This window comes from Paenibacillus favisporus, from assembly GCF_040545415.1.
GTDB lineage: Bacteria > Bacillota > Bacilli > Paenibacillales > Paenibacillaceae > Paenibacillus_AQ > Paenibacillus_AQ favisporus.
Genome location: NZ_JBEPLV010000003.1, coordinates 489,684 through 512,611, shown reverse-complemented (window position 1 = coordinate 512,611; position 22,928 = coordinate 489,684). Strand labels below are relative to the sequence as shown.

Here is a 22,928-nt window from a genome sequence, read left to right as displayed (position 1 = left end):
GTTTCTTCTGAATATACACTATACAACACATCGATGGGTTTGAAAAAGATCATTGGAGGGGTTTATGGAATGAATGGAACATCCATCACGGCCGGGACCAAGCCGGCCAACCAAAGAAACCGGTCTTCCTGGCTGCTTGCAGGGCTGTCCCTCGGCTACTTTATCGTGCTGCTGGACACGACGGTCGTCACGGTCGCGCTCCCGGCCATCCGGGATGCGCTGGGCGGCGGACTCAACGGAATGAGCTGGGTAACGGGCGCGTATACGATGGTATTTGCCAGTATGCTGCTGGGCATGGGTGCGCTGGCTGATCGATGGGGGGCAGCCCGTGTTTTCTTGGGCGGGATTGTCCTGTTTATGCTGGCTTCGGTCCTCTGCGCCGTTTCGCCTGCTATCGGCTGGCTGATCGGCTTCCGGGCGCTGCTCGGCGTCGGCGGAGCGGCACTGCTGCCGTCTTCCCTGACGATCATTGCGGAGACCTTTACGGACCCCGCCCGCCGGGCCAAGGCGCTCGGCATTTGGGCAGCCGTGTCGGGCTTGGCTCTTGCCGCCGGTCCGATCATCGGCGGCATTCTGGTCGACACCCTGGGGTGGCAGAGCATTTTTCTGCTGAATATCCCCGTTGGCATCCTCAGCTGGCTGTGGACGCGGGCGAACGTGGACTTTTCAGCCCGGAAACCCGCACCGTCCGGCATGGATCGGGCCGGTCAGCTTACCGGCCTGCTGGGCGTGGCGGCACTGACGAGCGCTTTTATGGAAAGCGAAGACCTCGGGTGGGGATCACCCGTCATTCTTGTTCTGTTTGCCGCCGCCGCCCTGCTGATCGGCTTGTTCGTCTGGATCGAAAAGCGAAGCCATTCGCCGATGCTGCCCCTGTCCTTGTTCAAAAGCCGGGTGCTCGTGACCGGATTAGCGGCCGGATTGCTTATTAATTTCGGCCTTTCCGACGTGCTGTTTGTCATGACGCTGTATTTCCAGCAGCTCCACCGTTATTCAGCTATGGGGACAGGCCTGGCATTTCTTGCGCTGACGCTCCCCATGGCGGTGAATCCCATGCTGATGAGCAGGCTGATCAGCCGGTATGGAGCAGCGCGCACCATCGGTACAGGATTTATCCTGGCATGCACCGGAATGCTGATCCAGGCTTTCCTTCCTGCAGATACAGGATATATCCCCACCGGGATCTCGCTGCTGCTGATCGGCTGCGGCATCTCATTCATCCTGCCGCCGCTCGTCTCCGTGGTGATGAGTGCAGCGCCGCAGGGCAAGACGGGAACGGCTTCCGGCGCGCTGAATGCCTTCCGTCAGCTCGGCGCTACGCTGGGAGTGGCGCTGCCCGGCGTCCTCATGGCCGCAGCCCCCGATTTGTCCCATGGCGTCATGAGCTCCTTGCTGCTGACAGGCATTTTGTGCCTGGGAGGAAGCGTGCTCGTTTTCCGATATATCGGGGGCACATCCACCAATACGTCCCGAAACCGCTAATCGTCAAAAAGCGTGCCCGGAATTTTATCCTGGCACGTTTTTTTGCATGTGGGCCGACGCGGATTGACTTCCTCCAGTTTGCTATGATAGGATTTGATCATTCAATCAGTTTTTTGATTAAATGATCAATTTTCAGAAATGGAGGAGTCTTACAATGAAAGATCAGACAGATCCATCCCCTCAGGAAACGGAGGTATTTCCGGACTGGCTGGCAAGAATCATGCCGCTCGTCAGCCTGTTTCTCGGCACGGCAGCTCTTTGGTATACTTGGTTTAGAGGTCACGAAATGTTGAATATTGCAGATGTTCCATGGTATGAATGGATACGGCCTGCATTTACGCTGTTGATCGGATTGTTGTGTCTGATTTCCGCCCTGTTATTTCTGCTTGGCCGGAAATCCGCTTGGCATTGGCTAAAGGGTGGGTTATCTCTTGTCCCGCTCATGCTGATGTCCAATCTGGTCATTGCGGCCAGCCGCGCGGTCTTCGGTTTGTTTCAGGGAAAAGCGCTGCCCTTGCTGGAGCATTTGTTTACCAATCCCAAGAACCTGATGATTCCCGTCATCGTCATTGCGCTCGGATTGCTCGGTTCGCTCAGTAAAATGGATAACAAGAACAAAGAATGACTGAAGGAGATTACATGAAGGAAGAAACCAAAACGCAAGGAAAATCATCGTTTATCGCCGAAGCGAGAAGGGAGCAGATCATGGAAGCTGCCATCCGCACCCTGGACGAAATCGGCTACGTCAGCGCGAGTTTGTCCCAAATCGCCAAACGCGCGGGCATCAGCACGGCCTTGATCTCGTATCATTTTTCCGACAAACAGGATTTGATGAATCATCTGCTGATGAAGCTGGTGGAGCAGTCAACGTCTTATATTTTGGAACGGGTCAAGCAGGCAGGCACCCCGCAGGAGAAGCTCAGCGCGTTCATCACTGCCAGTTTGGCGTATCAGGGAACGCATCCCGCCCACAACACGGCTTTGGTCGAAATCGTGTTTAATGCAAGGACACCTGATAACGTCCCGTATTACAAGCTTGATGAGGAGGAGGAAGACCCTCTGCTGCAGACATTAGGGACTATCCTGCGTGAGGGTCAGGAGCAGGGCGTTTTCGGGGACTTTCACCTTTCCGTCATGTCCAACATGATTCAAGGCGCGATCGGGGAATATATGCTGAACCCGGCGGTCATCGGCAGGGTCGACCTGGAGACCTACAGCAGCGAACTTGTCCATATCATTCATCGGGCCGTCCGGGCGTAAGCAGGCTGCTTATTCCTCCCATACGTCTTCCAGGGGAAGCCCCTTCTCCTCTCTGGCCGCATCGACGACCGATTGAATAAATGCCGTTTTGGCCCGGGTGTAAGCATTCATCGATTCAGCGCTTCGGGCTGCCTGCTTTTTAATAGCTCCGTACTCCTCAACGAGCTCCGGATGGCGGCGCAAGTAATCGCGGAGCAGAATTTCATTGCGGGTATGGAACTGTTCGTCATAGGGCATCAGATGAACATTGTGCGTCCAGATCCCCTCTGTCGATTTGGCAAATAAATGCCTTCCACGCATCCCGGTCTCCACGTAAGAATAGTTGGCCGGATCCAACAGATCATTGTAATAAGCAGCCGGACGGAACGGATTCACGCCGACGAACATATCGACCACTGGCTTGGCCTGCTGGCCGGGAATGGCCGTGCTGCCGACATGCTCGAACACGACCGCATCCAAGCCCGCTATTCCGGACAGCCGTTCTTTCTCCAGGGCGAACCCTTCCGCCCATTCCGGCGAATAATCCACAATTTCGATTACGCTATCCATCACGCACACCTCTTTCGTATGTTTTGTCCTCCAATGGCCGGACTTACGCGGCGGCCGCTTCCGTGCCTTTCCATCATACACACCCCGGCAGGCAGTTCCAACCCTGTTTTTTCCAGGCTAACCGCGCAAAAAAAGCCGCGCATGCGCGCGGCTCGGGCTTATTTGCCCGTTGTTAGGTTCACCGTATTGGAGGCTCCGTCCCACACGACCGAGTAACCGGATATTTCCGACATGTTGCGAAGCGGAAGCATCAGTGAATTTCCCTGGAACCGGGAGGCGGTGATGTTTACCGTTTTGCCGTTCACGACAGCCTTACCGGAGAGCGCCTTATGGGTAATCTTGCGATTTCCCGTGTAGACCGTCACCGTTTGGGTACTGGCGTTCCATTCAACCGTCCCGCCCAGCAGCTCGAAGCAGGCGCGGAGCGGAATGTAGATGCGGGAATCGACCATGATCAAATCCTGCTTCAGCTGAGCTTCCCTTCCATTCACTACCAGATTACCGTCAAACGACTGCACGCCCACTGCATAGCCGTGATTTTGGGCGATCGTTTCAAAACTTTGGCTGGAGGTTGTTATAATAGCCATCGTATGCAGGGGTACCTGCTCGAACAGCCAGTGAATCTCGTCATTGTACATGCGGATGCATCCCGCGCTGACGTACTTTCCGATCGAGTTTTTGTTGCTGTTGCCGTGGATGGCGTACGTCGTCCCCATCGTCCCATTGACATTGAGGCCGATCCAACGGTCACCGAGCGGATTGCGGGGATCGCCTCCCGGGATCTTTTCCTTGTAATAGGGACGGTTTTTGATCTTGTTGACGATTTCGAACGTTCCTTCCGGCGTCAACTCTGGCGACTTGCCCGTCGCCACCCTGAACTCCTTAACCAATTTTCCGCTGCTAAAATATGCCAGTTTATTCGTCTTTTTATTGACGATAATGAGGTCTTGCGAGGCAATTTTTGCCTCGGCCCCGGCCGGAAACATCCAGCAAAAGGACAGAACTAGAACGAGTGCTGCCGCGGCATAACGGCGATATAGGCTGCAGACTGACAGTGGCGGACTCCCTCCCTTCAACTGATAAACCCATATTCAATATATGGCGCGGGGGCGATGTCCTACGACTTTCTTATTTTAAGCAAGCGGTTCCAAAATGAGATGTAAGCGTTTATAATGTTCGTAGAACGGACACATTTTAGGGATTTAAAGGAGTGATGATGCTGTTGCAGTACCATATAGCCGCGATGGGAGGCCGAAAACGATGGCAAAATACCGAATCTTATTAACGTGTTTATTGCTTGTTGCTTTCATGGTTAGCGGATGTTCTAGCGGGTCTTCATCTAATAGCAAAGTGAAAACGCTTACTCTTTGGTACTGGAACCGGAGTCTGGACGATAATTTGATCAACGCGGTCCAGAAGCAGTTTCCGGGAATTCGCATCAACGCCCAAAAAATCGGGGGCGACTTCAAATCCAAGCTGAAAACGACGCTCGCTGCTGGCAGCGGCGGTCCGGATATCGTCGCCTTTAACGACTGGGTTACCGAGCTGTTCCCAAGCGCCGACCGTTTCTACAACCTGTACGATCTCGGAGCGAAGGACATCGAAGGAGACTACCTCGATTGGAAATGGCAGCTCGGGGTTACGCCGAAGGGCCAAATGATCGCCATGCCGATCGACACGGGCCCAACCGCATTGTTTTACCGTGCGGACCTGTTCGAGCAAGCGGGGCTCCCGACCGATCCGGAAGAGGTTCATCAAATGATGGGCACTTGGGAGGACTATTTTGCCGCAGGCGAGAAGCTGCAGAAGGCGCTCGGCGGCAAGGTGAAGCTGCTCGACAACATCGGCCAAGTCTACACCCAGGTCAACGCGCAGTCGGATAAAATTTATTTTGATAAAAATGAAAATTTCATCGGCGAGGATCCTTCCTCTTCCATGAAAAAGGCATGGGACCTGGCGGTCAAAGCCTCCCAAATGGGGCTGCTCGCCAATGCCAGCACGTTCTCCTCCGAGTGGAACGCCGCGATGAACAACGGCAAGATCGCTTCCTTCGTGAGCGCGGTATGGGCGAAGCAAATCCTGATGGACGCGGCCCCGGATACGGCGGGCAAGTGGCGCGTCGCAAGAGCCCCAGGCGGAGACGGCAACAACGGCGGCTCCTTCCTCGCCATTATGAAAACGAGCAAATACCCGAAAGAATCCTTCGAGGTGATGAGATGGCTCCTGAATCCCGAAAACCAGGTGACCAGCTTCAAGGAACTCAACCTGTTCCCATCCGCCTCCAAGGCACTCGATTCGGACGTCATGAAGCAGAAAGAGGACTTTTTCGGCGGCCAGGCTACCGGTGAAATTTTTACGGAGTCCGCGCGCAACGTGAAGCCCTCCTATTTCGGGACGAAATACGCCAACCTGAACGGGATCGTGAGCCGCGAGCTGTCATCGGTCGCCCTTCAAGGCAAAAACCCGGATAAAGCATGGGAAGATGCACTATCCAGAGTGAAAAAGGAGCTGCTGCGTTAAACGGTCATACCATCCCGACAATGGAGGTAGAGTCTTATGGGTCAACCATTACAGAAGCGAACTCAATTCGATCCCGGCAGCTCCATGCAGGTGCCGGAGCGGAAGCGGGGATTGGGGTCTGAAATATGGAAGCACCGGAAAGAATACCTGGCCATCTCCCCTTTCTATATTTTGTTTGCCGTCTTCGGCTTGTTCCCGATCCTGTTCTCGATGTATCTTTCTTTCCAAAAGTGGGACGGCATCGGCGTGATGACCTTTAACGGTCTGAACAATTATCAGTTCATGGTCACCGATCCGGAATTTTGGAAGGCGGTCGGCAACACGCTTTTGATCTGGATTTATTCGACCATTCCGATGTTGTTCTTCGCGCTCATCATTGCATTTTTGCTGAATGCGTCGTTCGTGCGGTTCCGTACCTTTTTCCGGATCGGTTACTTTCTGCCGAACGTCACTTCACTCGTTGCAGTGGCGATTGTGTTCAGTACCGTATTCTCCAACAACTACGGACTTTTGAATTATTTCCTGTCCCTGTTCGGGATTTCCCCCGTGGAATGGCTGAACAAAACCTGGGGCATCCAGCTGGCCGTATCCATCATGGTCATTTGGCGCTGGGTCGGTTACAATGCCATCATTTATTTGGCGGGACTCCAGAGCATACCTACGGTCCTCTATGAGGCCGCCAAAATTGACGGAGCCACCGGCATCCAGTCCTTCTTCCGCATCACGATCCCGAATTTACGGCCTATCATTCTTTTTACCGTCATTACTTCAACCATCGGAGGCATGCAGATCTTCACCGAATCGCAGGTGCTCGTCGGCAACGACGGCGGCGTCAGCGGCGGAGGTCTGACGATCGTTCTCTACCTGTACCGCGAGGCATTCGTGAACAATTACTTCGGCTACGGCTCTGCCGTCGGCTGGGGCATGTTCATATTGATTGCCCTCTTCTCGATCTTCAACTGGCGGGTAGTTCAGGGCGGCGGTGCCAAAGATGAATAAACGGGGTGATACGCATGGTTAAAAGGAAGTCTTCTATCCTGCTGTATTTCGGATTGATCGTCGGACTCATCGTTTCCATCTTTCCTTTTTACTGGCTGGCCGTTATGGCCACGCGTACGACTGCGGAAATCTACAGCTTCCCGCCCAAGTTCTGGTTCGGGACGCAGTTTATCAGCAATGTGACGCGGGTGTTTCAGAACATCGATTTCTTCGGCGCGTTTCTCAACACGCTATTTGTGGCCTGCTGCAGCACCTTGCTGGTCCTGTTCTTTGATTCCCTTGCAGGCTTTACGTTTGCGAAATTCAAATTTCCCGGCAAAAAGTGGCTGTTCGTCCTGCTGCTCGCCACGATGATGGCGCCGTCGCAGCTCTCGCTCGTTCCATCCTTCGTCATCATGGCGAAGTTCGGGTGGGTAGGCTCCTTCAAGGCGCTGATCATTCCCGGCATGGCCAACGCCTTCGGTATTTTCTGGATCCGCCAGTACGCGGAGGAATCCGTTCCATCCGAACTGCTGGATGCCGGCCGGATCGACGGCTGCGGCTTCTTCCGGCTCTATTGGAATGTCGCGATTCCAATCCTTCGTCCGGCGCTGTCATTCCTGGGAGCGTTCACCTTCATCGGTTCCTGGAACGATTACCTCTGGCCGCTGATCATTCTAAACGACGAGCGTAAATTTACGCTGCAGGTGGCGCTTTCCTCCCTGAACGGAATTTATGTGACCGATTATGCGATGGTCATCGCGGGGACGCTGCTCGCGGTCATTCCGCTCATCATATTGTTCCTGTTCGTCAGCAAGCAGTTTATTTCCGACATCGCAGCCGGGGCGATCAAAAGCTGACAGGCTTGCCTGTACTTATGGAAAAGGAAGTCTGATGCCGGTCCCGATAGACTACGGAACTTTGCCAAAAGAACCCTTGGCAAATGAAAAATGGAAAACCCGCCCATTCGGGCGGGTTTTCACGCTTTTTATAAGCAAGCATATCACGGGGGCCATTATCGCTTGAACACGACGCCGACAGCGATCGGCCGGTGGTCTGAAGCTTCCGTAGCGATCACTCGTGGATTCGAATGCTGAACTTCAGGGGACGTTACGATGTAATCGATCGTTTCGGACGGTTCGTCGGCCGGAAACGTATAGGCATTTTCAACGCCTTGAAAGCTGTTGACGAATAATTTGCTGGCTAACAGAGCCTGAAACTCCGGACTGTCAGGTTCTGCATTAAAATCGCCCGTGAGAAGTTTTGGTCCCTTCACCGTGGAAGCCAGGTTAACGATTTCCTGCACCTGCGCCTTCCGGCTTGCGGCATCGAGTCCCAGATGCGTATTATACACATCCACATGAACTCCCCGTAAATTGACCACCGCATGCAGGACGCCGCGCTGCTCATCACCGAAGCTGCTGAGCAGCACATTGTCAGAGCGGAGGATCGGATACTTGCTCAGAATAGCAGTTCCATATTGACGGTTGTTCGTCTGGCCTTCCGCCGGTTCTCAATCCAGATTGGCACCATACGCGTAGTGATAGCCGAGCAAGCCTGCTAATTCCTTGGCTTGGTCCTGAAAGTCGCTCCGCTCTCCGAAAAACCGGTCCACTTCCTGAAGGCCAACGATCTCCGCGCCGGAGTCCCGGATCACATCCGCAATTCGTTTCAGGCTAAGCTGTTCATCCAAACCGACGCCATGATGTATGTTGTACGACATCACGGTTGTGCGAATTTCCTTGCCATTCCCGTGACCAGCCGCCATGGCGCTCGTTGAAAACAAGGATACGATCAGCAGACTGACGATCGATGTGATGAAGTGTTTTTTCATGATTAACTCTCCCTTCAAAGGTTAGATGACGACTTCTATTCATGAAGAAGCGATTCCGCATCGCGAAGCAGGTACTCCGCAGCGTCGGCGGATACATGTTTACCCTTTTGAGCGTTGACTTCATGGATAAAGCTGCTTACATGTTGATTCTGCAGCTTTTTCAGCAAGCTATTCGCAATCCCTTGGTTGTCAATCCAGCCGGCTTCTGCGAAACGCTGAACCAATTCCTCAAGAGCTGCGCTGCTTGTTTTCACTTCAAAATCAACGGACTTTGCGCTGGTATTCCCCGCCAAATCGCTGGCTTTCACGGTGAACGTGTGTGCTCCTAACGCCAGCTCGTACATTGGCGTGTCGCTTAAATCCGTCAGAATTTTTCCATCCAGCAGGACTTCCGTTTTCGCGTTGTCGACACCGGTCCATTGATCCGATATTTCAAATCTCGGTTGGAATGTTCCCGTGGTTAAATCAGATGTAGCTACAGGGCCGAGCCTGATTTCGGGAGCTGTCCAATCGACGGTTATTTGGCTCGCAGCCTGATATCTTCCATCTTCCGTCGTTGCCGTAATAACAGCTTTCCCCTCCCCTACTGCCTTCACCCGTCCTTCAGCGTCTACCTCAACCACTTGATCATCATCGGTACTCCAGATGACTTTTTTATTGGTCGCGTTGCTGGGACTAACGGCAGCCTGCAGTGCTGCACTGCGATTGGAAGACGCATTAAAAACGATCTCCTGCCGGTCGATCGAAATACCGGTGACGGGTACATGTTCAGGGGTATGCTCAACGATAAGCTCATTCAGCGCGATATTGCCCCATACCCGGTTCGCATCATTCACTTTCAGCCGCAGTTTATTAGCATAAATGGTTGGAAACGTAACGGTTTGGCTTTCTTTGGTGCTGTCGTTGAGTTTCCATTCGACCGATGCACCAGGCAATGCGGTTAGCCAGCCGCTGCCGTCGTAATACTCCACGTCAAACTTGGTAATCCCTTGACCTATGCCGAAAAAGGTAACCAACGTGACCTTGTTGACAGGTACCGGATCCTGCCCGTAATCGAGCGTAATATATCCCGGGAAGGTTATGTTGACGTCACTTCCCCATGCCGAGTTCAAATTGTTGTCGATAATGTTTGTGATCGTGCCCGCTCCAGTAGGGAAGGACGTGGTGACCATGTCTTTGGATAAATCCGGATTGTTATATAGTTCCAGTTCGTTCAGCGTGATCCTGCCGGACAGCGCATTTCCTCCATGCACCTTCATTCGGATCTTGGAAAAACGGGTGAGCGGAAACTCTATGGATTTGATCTCATTGGAGCCATTATTCAAATCCCAGGACAGATGAATATTCGTCCGGATAGGCACCCATCCTGAACCGTTGTCGTATTCCAGATCGAAGTCCGTTATTCCCGATTCCTGCCCGAATCTCGTATTGATCTTCAATTGATTGGCAGAAATGGTTTGACCGCCAAAGTCAAGCGTGATATATCCCGGAAAAGAAGGCGAAGCCTCGGTAGACCATGCGGTATCATAAAACTTATCGTTGATATTCTCAATCGGCTGTGAAGACGACGAACGAAATGTCGTGCTTGCGTCAGCCTGCGGAGCCAAGTCATCGACAGGCGTGCTGACCGGCCGGATCTGAACGACGTCGATGGGATCAGGCATAGAACCGGCGGGAGGCACGCTGCCTTCGTATTCGTGTGCGCCGATATCCGGAGCCTCATTGTATAACGGATTGCCGAAGTAGTCCCTGCCTCCGTTTTCATTGATGCGAATGCCTGCACCGATCAAAGGAGAATTGGCCAGCAGCTTATAGCCGTCGACGGTATTCATCCCTTCCGCTCCGCTGCCGGGGTTCGCAAATTTCGGATCGCCGGTTACCCCATGGGCATCGGCCTGAACGAGCGTGTTCCCGCCGTAATACGCGTTATAATCGAACGTTTGCCCCCTCAAATCCCAGCCTTTATCCCCTAAGCTGTAATAGACATTGTTATAATTTTTGATGTTGCGCGGAGCGCCGGAAGCCTTGGTGAAATAATCGCTCATGACCGGGTTGCCGGATGATTTGCCGACGTAAACCGTATTATTGTAGTTATACACGTTATCGATTGATCCGCTGTACCGGAAAATACTTTTTCGATCATTCTGGCTGATGTTATACCTTACGACCGTATTGATCGTGTCATACGTATCGTTTACAAACAGCATAAATCCGCCCGCGTTATCATGGCTGTAGTTGTACTGGACGAGCGAACCGATGTTTCCTGCGTCCACGTCAAAGCCGTGACCGTCTTCAGCGCCGTTGACGCTGGCAAAAGATTCGTTGAATTGGACCAAATTGTTGTCCGAATAAGCCCACCAAATGGAAGCATTGGTCGCCAAATATGTAGCCTGCCCTACCGTATTTCGCTCGACAACCGCTCCATCGGTTACGTTCCAGGCAATTCCTCCCGTTGCGGCTCTGAGGACGGTGTTGTTGGATATTTTCACACGAGTCGAAGGCGTCCAAGGCCCGTAAGGCTTCGGCACCCATGGCCATAAATCGCCCATTCCGTTACGCAAGATGCAGTTGGAACCGATGTAAATGCCATAGGCATCGACGTCCGTCAGCATATTACCGTCAATCAGGACGTCGTCAAAAGCGCTGGGCGTCGTTGACCCGACCGAGTCGAAAATAATTCCGCCGGATCGAGTCGTATAAGAACCATCTACATCATGAATATTTAAATTTTTGATATGAATATGGTGCAACAATCCCGCTTCTTCGTTTAAGATGTAGACGCCCCGCCGCTGCCCGCGCGGGTTTTCCCAGTCCCTGTCAAATGGCAGTGGGGAGCTGTTCGTCACTTCCAGGTTGTTGATCTCCCAATACTGCTGATTTTTCAACAAGACCGCTTCCAGCTCTGACGTCACGCCGGCGATTAACGGCTTGCTGCCTTCCCCATACCTATCAATGATGATGGGACTTCCCTCTTCGCCCGAGCCTTTGGGCCACAGCCTGCCATTCCAGCTTTCCCCGGCTTTAAACAGAATCTTGTCCCCCGGGGAAAAGGTGGTCGCATTGACTTTGTCCAATGTCTTCCAGGCAGAACCTTCGCTTGTTCCGTTATTCCCGTCGTCCCCTCCTGTACTGTCTACGTAATAAGTCGTGCCGGATGCCATCGCGGCCTGCGGCAAAGCGGTGAAGAAAGAACATACCATGGAGACAATCAAAGTCATGCAGAACACTTTACCTCCCCATTTCCTCAAAAAGCATCATCCTTTCGTTTTATCATGTATGTAAAGCCCATTAGGCGTTACATCGTTACATTTGAAACGAATCGTATGATCCCTGGTTCACGACGACCTTTGCTTCGGAGATGCGTTCACGGACATAGCCCTCGTATTTATAGTCGATGTAGTCTTTGACTACTTGGTCTTTCACAGCGTCAAATGCCTGATCCTTCGTTACCGCGCTTTTCCGAGACTCGTAAAACAGCTTCAGCTGCTGTTCATCGGGCTTCCAATCCTGCTCCATCAGATGGTTTTTGACGGATACGATTGCGTTTGTCATGACGTATTCAAAATAAGCTTCCTCACTATAAGAAGCCGGTCCGAAAACAACCTGATGATCGCGGATCGCTTTTTGCCTTCTCTTATTCTCACGCTGAAGGGATTGTACAAAATTGTCCTCATCGATATCCCCCAGCACTCCCTGCTCCTGCGCAATGATTTGCTGGATCTTGATGTTCACGCTCGTTTCCAGCGATCTTTTTTTGATCATCTCCAGCGGAAATTCTCCTCCGTAGGACGTGGTCCAAAACGCCGGCGACGGCTCGGCGCCATATTTTTCATAAAAATAGCTGATAACTCCAGCTTTATTTGCAGTGATGGCTCTGCGGAATTCGTTGATATGAACGGGTACACCATTAACCGTCGCGATCACCTCAGCGTGATGCCTCGTCTTGGAAAACCCGGACCCCGCGGTGAATATAACGATCACGGAACCTAAGACCAACAATCCGGCCGTAAACAGCCATTTGGGACTGCCAAAATGATGAATGATTTTAACCATATGCATCCCTCGCCAGCCTATTTTTTTATCATGCTGTAATCAACATCGCCTTTAATCTTTGACGTGTTATATCATTATAAAGCCCGAAAGAAAGCGCATCCATTTCTCGATCTTTACAAACCTTTCACTTTCTTTACCTCATGGATCCGGTGGTGGATGCATCGGGGGATCTTACGCTTTGGAATTCATCCATAGGGCCGGCTCAACGCAAAAAAACTCTAAGCCTGATCAATGATCAAGCTTAGAGTTGCAAAGAGCGGGTTCCAGCCCCATATAGCGGCTATCCTAAATCCGGCTGCTCACCAAAATCAATTTCCGGCAGCTCCGTACCGTATAATTCGAAAATGACAATTTCATTGTCACCCTCCCGCAGCAGCGGCCCCGGCACATACAGCGTTTTTTGCGGCCCGATGTTCCAATACCGGCCCAGGTTGAAGCCGTTGATAAATACGACGCCTTTGGTCCAGCCGTTCAAGCTCAGAAAGGTGTCTGCCCGTTCGTGAACCTGCAGCTGCCCACGGTAAAAGGCAGGGCCTTGCTGCGGCTGCAGCGCGTGATAATCGAGACCGGACAAGTCGGTTAACGGCAGCGGGTACGTCGTCCAGTCCGATAAAAACTGCCTTCCGTGCCGCACGCCCTCGGTAATCCCCTTCCTGTCTTTCATGTACGGGCCATAATTGATCCGGCCCATATTTTCCACGAGCAGCGTAAGCTGGACGCCGCCCGGCGGAACCGCGAACTCGATTTTCGTATCGGGCTCGCTGCGGTCCAATGTCCCGGCAAGTTCCCCGTTCAGATAGACCAGAGCGCGGTCGCGCAGGTCCTGAACGAACAGCTCCTCCTTAGGCCTCGGGCCGGGGATCAACGTGCTGTACTGAATAAAACCGTAGTTCTGGCCGAGCTTCTCCATCGGTTCGGGATAGGGAGAGCGTACCGCCGCCGAAATTCGGTCCAGATTGCCGGCCAAGGGAGCAAGCTCCGTCATTGCCACTTTACCGTATGCTTTCTTGGCGATGGGGTCCGGCAGCCCGTCCGCTGCAAGCGGCTTATACTTTGCGATGATGTCACGAACGGCAAAATATTTGTCCGTCGGCTCACCGTTTTCGTTTAACAGCGCATCATAATCGTAGCTGGTGACCGTTGGCTCATAGCTATCTTCCGTATGGCCGTTGGCTCCGCTCCAGAAGCCGAAATTCGTGCCCCCATGGAACATATAAAAGTTAACGGAGGCTCCCAGGCTCAGCATTTCATCCAGAACAAAAGCAGCGTCTTCCGCCGGACGAGTATGATGCTCCTCACGCCAGTGGTCAAACCAGCCGTCCCAGAATTCCATGCACATGACCGGCGCATCCGGCTGATACTCCCGCAGCTTCTCGAAGGATTCCCTGGCGCGGGAGCCGAAATTGACCGTTGCCAGGACGTCTTCCACCATCCCGCCCTGGAGCATGGCGTCTTCCGGACCATCCGAAGTAAACAGAAGCACGTCCATCCCTCGGCTGATCATCGCGTTTTTCAAATAGTTCAGGTACTGCTTGTCGTTGCCGTAACTCCCGTATTCGTTTTCGATTTGCAGCGCGATCACCGGGCCTCCCTGGGTACAGAGCAGAGGCTTCAGCTTAGGAAAGAGCACATCATAATAATCATCGACATGGTCGAGGAACGGCTGATGGTAACAGCGCAGGCGCATATCCGAATCCGCCAGCAGCCAGGAAGGCAGTCCCCCGAATTCCCATTCCGCGCAGATATACGGTGACGGCCGAACGATAACATAAAGTCCGAGGTTGCCAGCCAGTTCGATAAACTTCACCAAATCAGCGATGCCTTCAAACTGGAACTCCCCTTTCTGCGGTTCATGCAAATTCCACGGCACATACGTTTCCACGGTGTTCAAACCGCAGGCTTTCAGTTTGATGAGCCGGTCCTCCCAATACTCCGGTACGACACGGAAGTAGTGAATCGCTCCCGACAAAATTTGAACCGGCTCATCATTCATATAAAAAGCAGATCCCGAATATCGAAACGTAGACATAAGTTCCTCCTGTGGTTAGGTTGAAGGTATCGTATTAAACTGATGGCTCGCGGACGGCGTAACGCTGTTCGAACTCCTTCAAACGGATGACCTCACCCGCGATTCTGGACTCTTCAGCGGCGAACGCCATCAGATGGCTCTGGACGGAATGGTCTGCAGATGTAAGGCCTTGAGCCTTGGCGTCCGCCCGTACCAGCTTGAGGAAATCGCTCATCAGCTTCATATCACCGCCGCCATGGCCCACATGGCCGCCCATGTCCCCGAACGTAATCCGTTCGACTTTGCCGCTGCCGAAGTGAATGATTTCGATTTCGTTTTTCTCCATCGCTCCGCGGATCTCCCCGGTCGTGCCCATCAGCTTGATCGTGCGGCTGACGTCTCTTGTAAATGCGCTCATCGTAAACGCAGCCGTGATACCGCCCTCAAACTCGAGATTCACGACCTGATGGTCGACGACGTTGTTATCGCAGTGATATACGCATCTGCCGTATGGCCCTTCCTGCAGCGCTTTGTAACGGGCTTCGAAGCTCATGTCGTCACTGATGGCCGACGTCGGCCAGTTCGTATCCTCGGTTAAATATTGATCAGGCGCATAATAGAGGCATTCATCCGCGACCGGACAGCCGTCCAGGCAGCGGAGCGGAGCTCCTTCAGGCGCTTCGGATGCCGTAAAATGGCTGAGCGTGCCGAAGGAAGATACTTTGACGCAGTCCGCACCGGCAAGCCACAGCAGAATATCCAGGTCATGGCAGGACTTGGCCAGAATCATCGGACTGGAGTCCTCCTTGCGGCGCCAATTCCCTCTGACAAAGCTGTGCGCTTGATGCCAGTACCCCACATTCTCATTATGCTGGATCGACATCAGCCGCCCGATCGCCCCATCTGCCAGCAAGCTTTTCAGCGTCTGGAAAAACGGCGTATACCGGAGGACATGACAGATGGAAAACACAAGTCCGGCTTGTGAAGCCATCTCCCCCATCCGGATGCATTCCCCGGGATCGGGTGACATCGGTTTTTCCAGCAGCACGTGATAGCCCGCCTGCAGCGCCTGCATGGTCGGCTCGAAATGCTGTTGATCCTGGGTACAGATCAGCACGGCGTCGGCCATCTTCGGAGCTTGGAACAGATCGTCCCAATGCTCAAAGCACATCGACTCCTCCAGCCCGTGCCTCGCCTGAAAGTTTTCCCTCCGTTCCTTGACCGGCTCCGCCACGGCAACCACCTCAAGCTCATGCGGATGCGACAGCGCGTATTCCAGGTAATTGATGCCGCGCAGACCCGCTCCGATCAAGGCAACCTTCACTTTTTTCACGTCTTCTTCCCCCTTTCGTTATTCCTTGACGCTTCCGACCGTCATCCCTTTGACGAAGTATTTTTGCAGGAACGGATATACGACCATGATCGGCAGTGCCCCCATAAAAATCTGCGCCGTCTGCAGCGTTTTCTCGCTCAAATTTTCCATCGCTTTGATTTGTTCAATGGAAACGGACGTCATTTGGGAATTGATCGACATAATGAGCGTGGACAAATAGGTCTGCAGCGGGTATTTCTCCGGCGAATTCAAATATAAGATGCCGTCGAACCAGGAGTTCCAGTGGCCTACGATCGTAAACAGACCGATGGTCGCGATCGAAGGTAAAGAGACCGGCAAATAGATCCGCCATAAAATTCTCCAGTGTCCCGCGCCGTCGATCGTTGCCGCCTCATCCAGCTCCCGCGGAATGGTGCGGAAGAAATTCAGCATCAGCACCATGTTCCATACGTTCAGCGCACCCGGCAAAATCAGCGCCCAGATGGAATCGATCAAACCTGTATTTTTCACGATGATATACGTAGGAATAAGACCTCCGCCGAAAAACATCGTAATCGCAAAGAACCAGACATAGACCGTCCGATACTTAAACTGGTCTACCGACTTGGATAGCGGATAAGCCGAAATAAAGCACAGGAACATGTTGACCGCTGTGCCGAGCGCTACCCGCTCAATCGAAACCCCAAGCGAACGGAAAAACTCTACCTTTTGCCCAAGGTACCGGTATGCGTCAAAGTTGAAGCCGACCGGCCACAGTTTGACCTCGCCGGCCATCGCCGCCGTATTCGAACTGAGGGACACGGACAGAAGGTGGATAAACGGAATAATGCCAAGAAGCGTAATCGCCGTCAGCAGCGCCGAATTGAAAATGACGAACATTTTTCTGCTCAAAGTTGGTTTGTGCATCTCTCTGCCTCCAGCTTAAAAAATGCGATAATTGTTGTATTTGTAAGCCGCGTAATAAGTTAGCGACACCAAAACCAAAGATATCGCGGATTTAAACAGTCCGACGGCGGCGGCAGGTCCGAATTGCTGACTGAACATACCAAGCCGGTATACGAACGTATCGATGATATCCGCTCCCTCATACACGGTCGGGTTATACATGATCAGAATTTGCTCAAATCCGGCGTTCAAAATCCCGCCAAGGCTGAGGACTCCGAGTAATATTAAAATCGGCGCCATTCCCGGCAGCGTAATGTGAATCATCTGCTTCCATCTTCCCGCACCGTCAACCTCGGCCGCTTCGTACAGCGTGGCATTGATTCCAGTAATGGCGGCGAGCATGACGATCATGTTATAGCCCATCCCTTTCCAGACGTCGGACCCGATCACGATCCCGCGAAACCACTCGTTATCCAGCATGAACATAATTGGCTTCAGCCCCATTCCCGTCAGCAGTCCGTTAACAGGTCCACTAAGGGAAAACAGCTCGATAATGACACCGCCTAGAACGGTCCAGGACAGAAAAAAGGGCAGAAATACGGCCGATTGGATAAAGCGGGAAAACCACCGCTTGGTGACTTCATTCAGCAGCAATGCCAGAATTAGCGGAACAAGCAGAAACAACACCATTTTAATGACTGCGATCACGATTGTATTCCACAGCACCTGCTTGAAATCAGGCATGGCAAATACATATTTGAAATTGTCAAAACCAACGAACTTCGAATGAAAAAAGCCGGACAGCGGCTCAAACTGCTGGAAAGCCATGACGAGACCGGCCATGGGGCCGTAGGCATAAATCAGCGTCACGATAACGCCGGGCAGCAGCATGAGATGAAGGATATATTCCTTTTTCAGCGTTCTCACAGATGGACCTCCCCGTTCAATCGTAAACAGGAGGAATCGCCAGAACTAAAGCAGGCTCCTCCTCCCGTTTCACTTCATTTCAGGATTGCTAGCGGCAATCGCAAATCGAATTATTTCGCAGCCTGCTGACTGTACCAGTCGTTAACCTCTTTGGTAATTTGATCGCCGCCAAGGGATTTCCAGCTCTGAACGAACTTGTCGAAATCGTCCAGGGATCCGCCCAAAATGATCTTCGTAAACGCTTCCTGCATCAGCTTATCGAGCTGGGCGCCCTTTTCGACCTGCGTTTCCGTCGGCAATCCGAAGAACTCGTTGTTCACGAAAGCTCCGCTTTCCTTGATCTTCCGTGTCATCCCCCAACCGCCGTCTTTCGCCGCGCGGCTGAAGTATTGGCCCCAGTTTACGCCTTTGGAAGCGTTAGCCGTGTTGCCTGCAAGGTAATCCTGGGCTGCTTTGAACACATCGGCCACATTTTTGTAGTTCTCGTCATCCAGCGTAATTTCGGTCTGCTTCGCATCGAGTGCCTTGTTGACTTCCGTGTAGATCGTATCGATCTGGGCCGGGTTATAAATCCGCGGATTAAACCAGTTATAGACGTATCCGTTTTCCGCTTTGTTTTGTTCCATGTATTTCTTTTTGCCTTTTTCGATGTAGAAGTTGATCATTTTGATGGCAGCTTCCGGATTTTTCATTTTCTTGTTGACGGCATACACTTTTCCGCTCCGGATCTTAGGCACCAGCGATTTGCCCGGACCGTCCAGACCCGGAATTTGAATGGCGATCCACTCTGCCTTCGGATCCTTGTCCACGTTCAGGTTCAGCGGATAGTTCGGATACCACCATTCCCCGTAGACGATGCCGACTTTACCTGCTGTAATGTCTTCGACAGCCTTGTTTTCGTCCTTCAAAGCGAACTCTTTGTCCAAAATGCCGTCTTTATACCAGGATTGCAGCTTGCCAAGCGCATTCTTCACTTCCGGTTGAATCAAGCCGGGAATCAGCTTGCCGCTGCTGTCCTTGATCCAGGCGGATTGATTGTCGCCAATCGACGGATACGCCCCGAAGCCGTTAAAGAAGCCTCGCAGATCATAAGCCCAGAAGAACAAATTTTTTTGCAGCGATACGCCGTATGTATCGTTTTGTCCGTTTTGGTCCGGGTCGTTCTCAACAAATGCCTTCGCAACCTTATCCAGGTCATCCATCGTCGCAGGCGGCTGCAGCTTCAGGTTATCGAGCCAGTCTTTACGAAGCCATAGCAGCTGCGTTGACAGAAACGGGTCTTCGAATGCAGGGATACCGAGCAGCTTACCGTCTTCGGAGAATGTCTTCATCGCGAAGCCGCCGTCGGACTCCATGTATTTCTTCAATTCCGGCGAAGCGTAATCGTTGTAAGCTGCGGTCAAATCAGCGAGCATGCCCTGCTTCTTCAGCTTTTCGAAGTTTTTCTGGTCCAGCTCCATAATGTCCGGCAGGTCGGCTGAAGCCATCGCGAGCGAGAATTTTTGCTCGAATTGGCTGGATGGAACGGTCCATTTGTACTTGACCTCGATGTTTAACATGTCTTTCAAATCTTTGAGGTAAGCATTTTGGTCAGGCGTAATGCCTTTCGGTGTCCGCGGGTCCTCTGGCGGGTTATACCCCAGCACCTCCGTTACAGTTACCGTTTCAGGGTATTTGCCAAGCGGCTCGGGCGGTGCGTCTGTGCTCTTGGTTTCTTCCTTGGCTGCCGGGTCTGCGGCTGAGGTTGCCGACGAATCGTTCCCCTTGCTCGAGCATGCCGTGAATAACGAAAGAGAAATCGTGGCGAGCAAAAGCAATTTCCATGGCTTGTGTAATTTCATATTGATGGCCTTCCCCCTTTGTATGCTGTCATCTTGTTATCGCTTCACGTCATCATTATAGATTCCGAAGGAAAGCGCTATCAATTTTGAGTTTTTTACTTTGCTTTCACTTTTTTTACCTATTTGGAGTTTCGGTATTCCTGGGGAGAAACCCCCATCTTTTTCTTGAAAAAGGTCGTAAAATAGGAATGCGAATCGAAGCCGACCCGGGCAGCGATTTCGATTAACTTCAGATTGGTGTGCTGCATCAGGTGAAGCGCGCATTCCAGTTTTTTCGACTGGATGTAATCCTGCAAATTTTGACCGGTCATCTGTTTGTAGTAGCGCGACAAGTAAGACGGATTGAAATGGACATGCTCCGCGATCGCGGTCAGGGACACATCACCGGACAGATGGTGCTGGATGAAGCTCTGAATCTGGTTGATCACCCAGGATTTCATGTCTTCCTGCTTCATTTGCCCGGAGTCCGGCGAAAATGGTTGATGGGCCTGCTCAATATCAATCACGATCATCTTGTGGCCGAACGAGACTCGGGACTCCAGTGCACTAAGCAGCGCGCTGTATTGGTCGCGGATCGTCACCCAGCCCTTGCTCAAATCGCCGGAAACGCCGAATGACACGGATGCGCCAAGCAGGCCTTCACATTCATTTTGCACCAGTTCCAGGATCCCCTTCATATACGCCATGAATCCTTTCCAAGCCTGTGCCTCCGGATCAGGGTGAAGGAAACGGCCGAGCAGTTCCGCCTGCGGCTGAAGCAGCCACACAACGATATGTTCATCCGATATGGAGGACTCACAGGTGATCGAGTCAGGCAGGTTATTATGAAACGCCCTTTGCACGGATTCCAGCGCTTCCTGCGGTTTCAAATCCTCCGGGTTGTCGATCCTGCCGATGACTACAAATGCCGATTCTTCCGCGTTCAGCCGGAAATCCAGCTCCTCGTACCGGGGATCGGCCAGAAGCGAGGCTGCAGGTTCCCCCTTCAGCATTCTTCTGATGCGTTCATTTTTCAAGACGGGAGCGGCGATTTGAAAATGCATGCTGGCCTTTTCTTCCCGGATTCTGCGGCTGTTCTCCTCGTCAAGCTTATGGCAGGCTTCCCCAACGGCCCGAAAAATCGGGTCGATCCCCTCGGTTTTTAATATGTAATTGTCCGCACTCTTCCGCAGCGCAGCCTGCACGTAATCGAATTCGCTGTAACCGGTCAGAAAAATGATTCTGCAGTGCGGCCAATAATAAGCAATTTCGTCGACCAGCTGCAGTCCGGTTTTTTGGGGCATCCGGATATCACTGACCAAAATGTCGAGCTTCATCTTTTTGGCGATGCTCAGCGCCTGCGCGGCTGAATAGGCTTTACATACATCGAGTTCGAATTCTGTATTTTCCTGAAAAAGCTGAATCAGCCCGTTTACGATAACCGGCTCGTCATCCACGATCAACAATCGGTACATGATGCTGCCTCCTTTTATGTCTCTGGTATAATGGTCAGGTTGATTTTTAAGCCGCCATGCATGCTTCTTGACGCCGTTAAGCCGCTCTCCGGCCCGTACTTGAGCTTGAGGCGATTATTGACGTTGATCAAACCCGTGTTCTCGATCGATTTTGAATCCCTGGCGAGCTTGGTGTTCAACTGTTCGATCATGGCATCGGTAGCCAAATTCCCGTTATCTTCGACCGTCACGCACAGTTTCCCTTCCCGGTATTCCGTCCGGATGTAGACCTTTCCCTCCATCATGCCGTCTTCAAAGGCGTGCTCAAACACATTTTCCACGATCGGCTGAATGATCAGCCGAGGCACCGTGATTGTAGCGGGGACATCCGTCTGCTCCTCGTATTCGAAATGTACCCGATTGGAAAAACGGATGCACTGAATATCGCAATAATCGAGCGCGTGACGGTACTCTTTATCGAATGGCACCTCGTCCGCACCGCTTCTCGTAATGTACTGGTAATAGCTGCCGAGACGCTGGGAGAGCTCAGCAGCGCTGTCCGAATCGCCTACCTTGCACATCATGTAAATATTAAAAAAGCTGTTGTACAGAAAATGCGGATTGATCTGGGATTGAAGCTGCTTCAGCTGGGAGCGCTGCAGCGCTATTTTTTGCTCATAGTTATCCTCGATCGAATTTTTGAGCTTGCGCGCCATATTGTTAAAGCTGTTGAAGACGTAATGGAACTCATCCTTCGTTTTGGATTCGATCATAATGTTCAAATTGTCGGTCTCAATCATATGAAACGCCTTGACCAGTTTGGATAAGGGCCTGTGGATCATGAGATTGACGGAAAAAGAGTACAGGATCATCACGATGATCGCGATGATAAACAGGGTGTAGAACCATGTAATAAATTGGCTCAACGGGCGCGTGATCTCATTTTGATTCACATACATGATGAGCGATAAATGCAGCGAACTGACGTCATTGGGTGTAATAAAATAGTTCACGCCGTGCATCTTCCGCATCTCGGGAGAGTTTGAATTATGCAGGCTTTCATCATCAAAAAGCCCCAAAACCGCAGCGGACTCCCCCTGCTCCTGCGCTGTCGTCAGCACGGTCCCCGCCTCTTTATCCCCGAGCAGCACTTCGGATTGCGGATACAAATTGGCGATTTCCCTCAAAGCCTCCAGCAGCTTGGGTCTGGAAATCTCGATATAGGACCAGACCGCGCCGTTATTTTCCGTTTCGATGAAAAAAATCCGGCTTCCGCTCCTATAGAACGATGGTTTGGGCGTAACGGCCATGAGCGACGAGATCAGCTTCAGTTCCTCATTGGGCGTATTGGTCACACCCGAGTCCGTGGAAATCGTTTTGCCGATGGCTTCGACGTACACGCCCGCATTCACTACATATTCGCTGGAAACGGTCAGTGTCGCAAGCCGGTCCCGGACCTGATCGATCAGCTCCACCTCTTCATAATTTTCCAGCATGCTGCCGCGGAAGCTGAGCTTCTGCAGATCTTTGTCATTTAACAGCTGGAGCTGCAGGTTTCGGATAAAGTACATTTCTTTATCGAGCTGCTTGCTGTAGAAGGAAGCACCTGCCAAAGATGAGTTCAAAATCGCATCCTTGGTGATGGACATCCCCTTATAGTTAAGCCAAATATTCATCGAAATGAGCGGAAGCAAAAATAAAATAAAAACGATGACGATTTTCTGATACACGTACCATCGCGATGCTTTTCCCGCAGACTGCAGCTTCATGCTCTCCCCCCGTTAGTCCAATGTCGCCGATAAGCATGCCCTCAGCATACTCATAA

Annotated in this window: 18 protein-coding genes and 1 pseudogene; 6 read left to right on the top strand and 13 right to left on the bottom strand. The window is 52.1% G+C overall.

From position 1 onward, the window contains the following. Positions 1-69: 69 nt before the first annotated feature. The 3 genes from ABID47_RS15505 to ABID47_RS15495 all read left to right on the top strand — a co-directional run bounded on the left by ABID47_RS15505 (position 70) and on the right by ABID47_RS15495 (position 2,742). On the top strand, positions 70-1,482 hold the full coding sequence (locus ABID47_RS15505; protein ID WP_354497949.1) for an MFS transporter: 1,413 nt from the start codon (positions 70-72) through the stop codon (positions 1,480-1,482). A 154-nt stretch (positions 1,483-1,636) separates the two neighbouring features. Continuing rightward, a complete protein-coding gene (locus tag ABID47_RS15500) occupies positions 1,637-2,107 on the top strand; it encodes a hypothetical protein (protein WP_354497947.1) in 471 nt (156 codons plus the stop codon). A gap of 14 nt (positions 2,108-2,121) precedes the next feature. Continuing rightward, positions 2,122-2,742, top strand: coding sequence for a TetR/AcrR family transcriptional regulator (locus tag ABID47_RS15495; protein WP_251674977.1), 621 nt, complete (start codon positions 2,122-2,124; stop codon positions 2,740-2,742). Between the two features lie 9 nt (positions 2,743-2,751). Here the strand turns inward: ABID47_RS15495 and ABID47_RS15490 are convergent, their stop codons facing one another. After that, positions 2,752-3,291 carry a GrpB family protein gene (locus ABID47_RS15490; protein ID WP_354497945.1) on the bottom strand — a complete coding sequence of 180 codons (540 nt, stop codon included), beginning with the start codon at positions 3,289-3,291 and terminating at the stop codon, positions 2,752-2,754. Between the two features lie 158 nt (positions 3,292-3,449). Continuing rightward, positions 3,450-4,367: a L,D-transpeptidase family protein gene (locus ABID47_RS15485; protein ID WP_435530628.1), complete on the bottom strand. Its 918-nt coding sequence runs from the start codon at positions 4,365-4,367 to the stop codon at positions 3,450-3,452. 322 nt (positions 4,368-4,689) lie between these two features. Here ABID47_RS15485 and ABID47_RS15480 point away from each other — a divergent pair, with 322 nt between their 5' ends. The 3 genes from ABID47_RS15480 to ABID47_RS15470 are packed head-to-tail and all read left to right on the top strand — an operon-like array spanning position 4,690 to position 7,649. Continuing rightward, positions 4,690-5,811, top strand: coding sequence for an ABC transporter substrate-binding protein (locus ABID47_RS15480; protein WP_354497943.1), 1,122 nt, complete (start codon positions 4,690-4,692; stop codon positions 5,809-5,811). A gap of 36 nt (positions 5,812-5,847) precedes the next feature. Continuing rightward, entirely contained in the window at positions 5,848-6,810 is a 963-nt protein-coding gene (locus ABID47_RS15475; RefSeq protein ID WP_435530627.1) for a carbohydrate ABC transporter permease, read from the top strand. 14 nt (positions 6,811-6,824) lie between these two features. Continuing rightward, complete coding sequence (locus ABID47_RS15470; protein ID WP_116230973.1) at positions 6,825-7,649, top strand: carbohydrate ABC transporter permease; 825 nt, start codon at positions 6,825-6,827, stop codon at positions 7,647-7,649. Between the two features lie 155 nt (positions 7,650-7,804). On the opposite strand, the pseudogene ABID47_RS15465 reads toward ABID47_RS15470, so the two are convergent. From ABID47_RS15465 to ABID47_RS15415, 11 genes and pseudogenes are all read right to left on the bottom strand, one after another. Next, positions 7,805-8,272: pseudogene (locus ABID47_RS15465) on the bottom strand (endonuclease/exonuclease/phosphatase family protein); the annotation flags it as partial. 30 nt (positions 8,273-8,302) lie between these two features. Then, positions 8,303-8,623 (bottom strand): endonuclease/exonuclease/phosphatase family protein, encoded by a 321-nt coding sequence (locus tag ABID47_RS15460; protein ID WP_354497941.1) that lies wholly within the window; start codon positions 8,621-8,623, stop codon positions 8,303-8,305. Positions 8,624-8,658: 35 nt separating this feature from the next. Next, a complete protein-coding gene (locus ABID47_RS15455; protein ID WP_354497939.1) occupies positions 8,659-11,841 on the bottom strand; it encodes an Ig-like domain-containing protein in 3,183 nt (1,060 codons plus the stop codon). An 85-nt stretch (positions 11,842-11,926) separates the two neighbouring features. Next, positions 11,927-12,676 carry a hypothetical protein gene (locus tag ABID47_RS15450; protein WP_354497937.1) on the bottom strand — a complete coding sequence of 250 codons (750 nt, stop codon included), beginning with the start codon at positions 12,674-12,676 and terminating at the stop codon, positions 11,927-11,929. A gap of 280 nt (positions 12,677-12,956) precedes the next feature. Then, the gene (locus ABID47_RS15445) at positions 12,957-14,705 is read right to left on the bottom strand and encodes a glycoside hydrolase family 35 protein (protein ID WP_354497935.1); all 1,749 of its coding nucleotides are present in this window, start codon (positions 14,703-14,705) and stop codon (positions 12,957-12,959) included. Between the two features lie 34 nt (positions 14,706-14,739). After that, positions 14,740-16,017 carry a Gfo/Idh/MocA family protein gene (locus tag ABID47_RS15440; RefSeq protein WP_354497933.1) on the bottom strand — a complete coding sequence of 426 codons (1,278 nt, stop codon included), beginning with the start codon at positions 16,015-16,017 and terminating at the stop codon, positions 14,740-14,742. A gap of 18 nt (positions 16,018-16,035) precedes the next feature. Beyond that, positions 16,036-16,923: a carbohydrate ABC transporter permease gene (locus tag ABID47_RS15435; RefSeq protein WP_145946332.1), complete on the bottom strand. Its 888-nt coding sequence runs from the start codon at positions 16,921-16,923 to the stop codon at positions 16,036-16,038. A 15-nt stretch (positions 16,924-16,938) separates the two neighbouring features. Then, on the bottom strand, positions 16,939-17,829 hold the full coding sequence (locus tag ABID47_RS15430) for an ABC transporter permease (RefSeq protein ID WP_084203737.1): 891 nt from the start codon (positions 17,827-17,829) through the stop codon (positions 16,939-16,941). 110 nt (positions 17,830-17,939) lie between these two features. Beyond that, entirely contained in the window at positions 17,940-19,670 is a 1,731-nt protein-coding gene (locus ABID47_RS15425; RefSeq protein ID WP_354497930.1) for an extracellular solute-binding protein, read from the bottom strand. A gap of 119 nt (positions 19,671-19,789) precedes the next feature. Beyond that, positions 19,790-21,124, bottom strand: coding sequence for a response regulator transcription factor (locus ABID47_RS15420; RefSeq protein WP_354497928.1), 1,335 nt, complete (start codon positions 21,122-21,124; stop codon positions 19,790-19,792). A 14-nt stretch (positions 21,125-21,138) separates the two neighbouring features. Next, on the bottom strand, positions 21,139-22,872 hold the full coding sequence (locus tag ABID47_RS15415) for a histidine kinase (protein WP_354497926.1): 1,734 nt from the start codon (positions 22,870-22,872) through the stop codon (positions 21,139-21,141). Between the last annotated feature and the right edge of the window lie 56 nt (positions 22,873-22,928).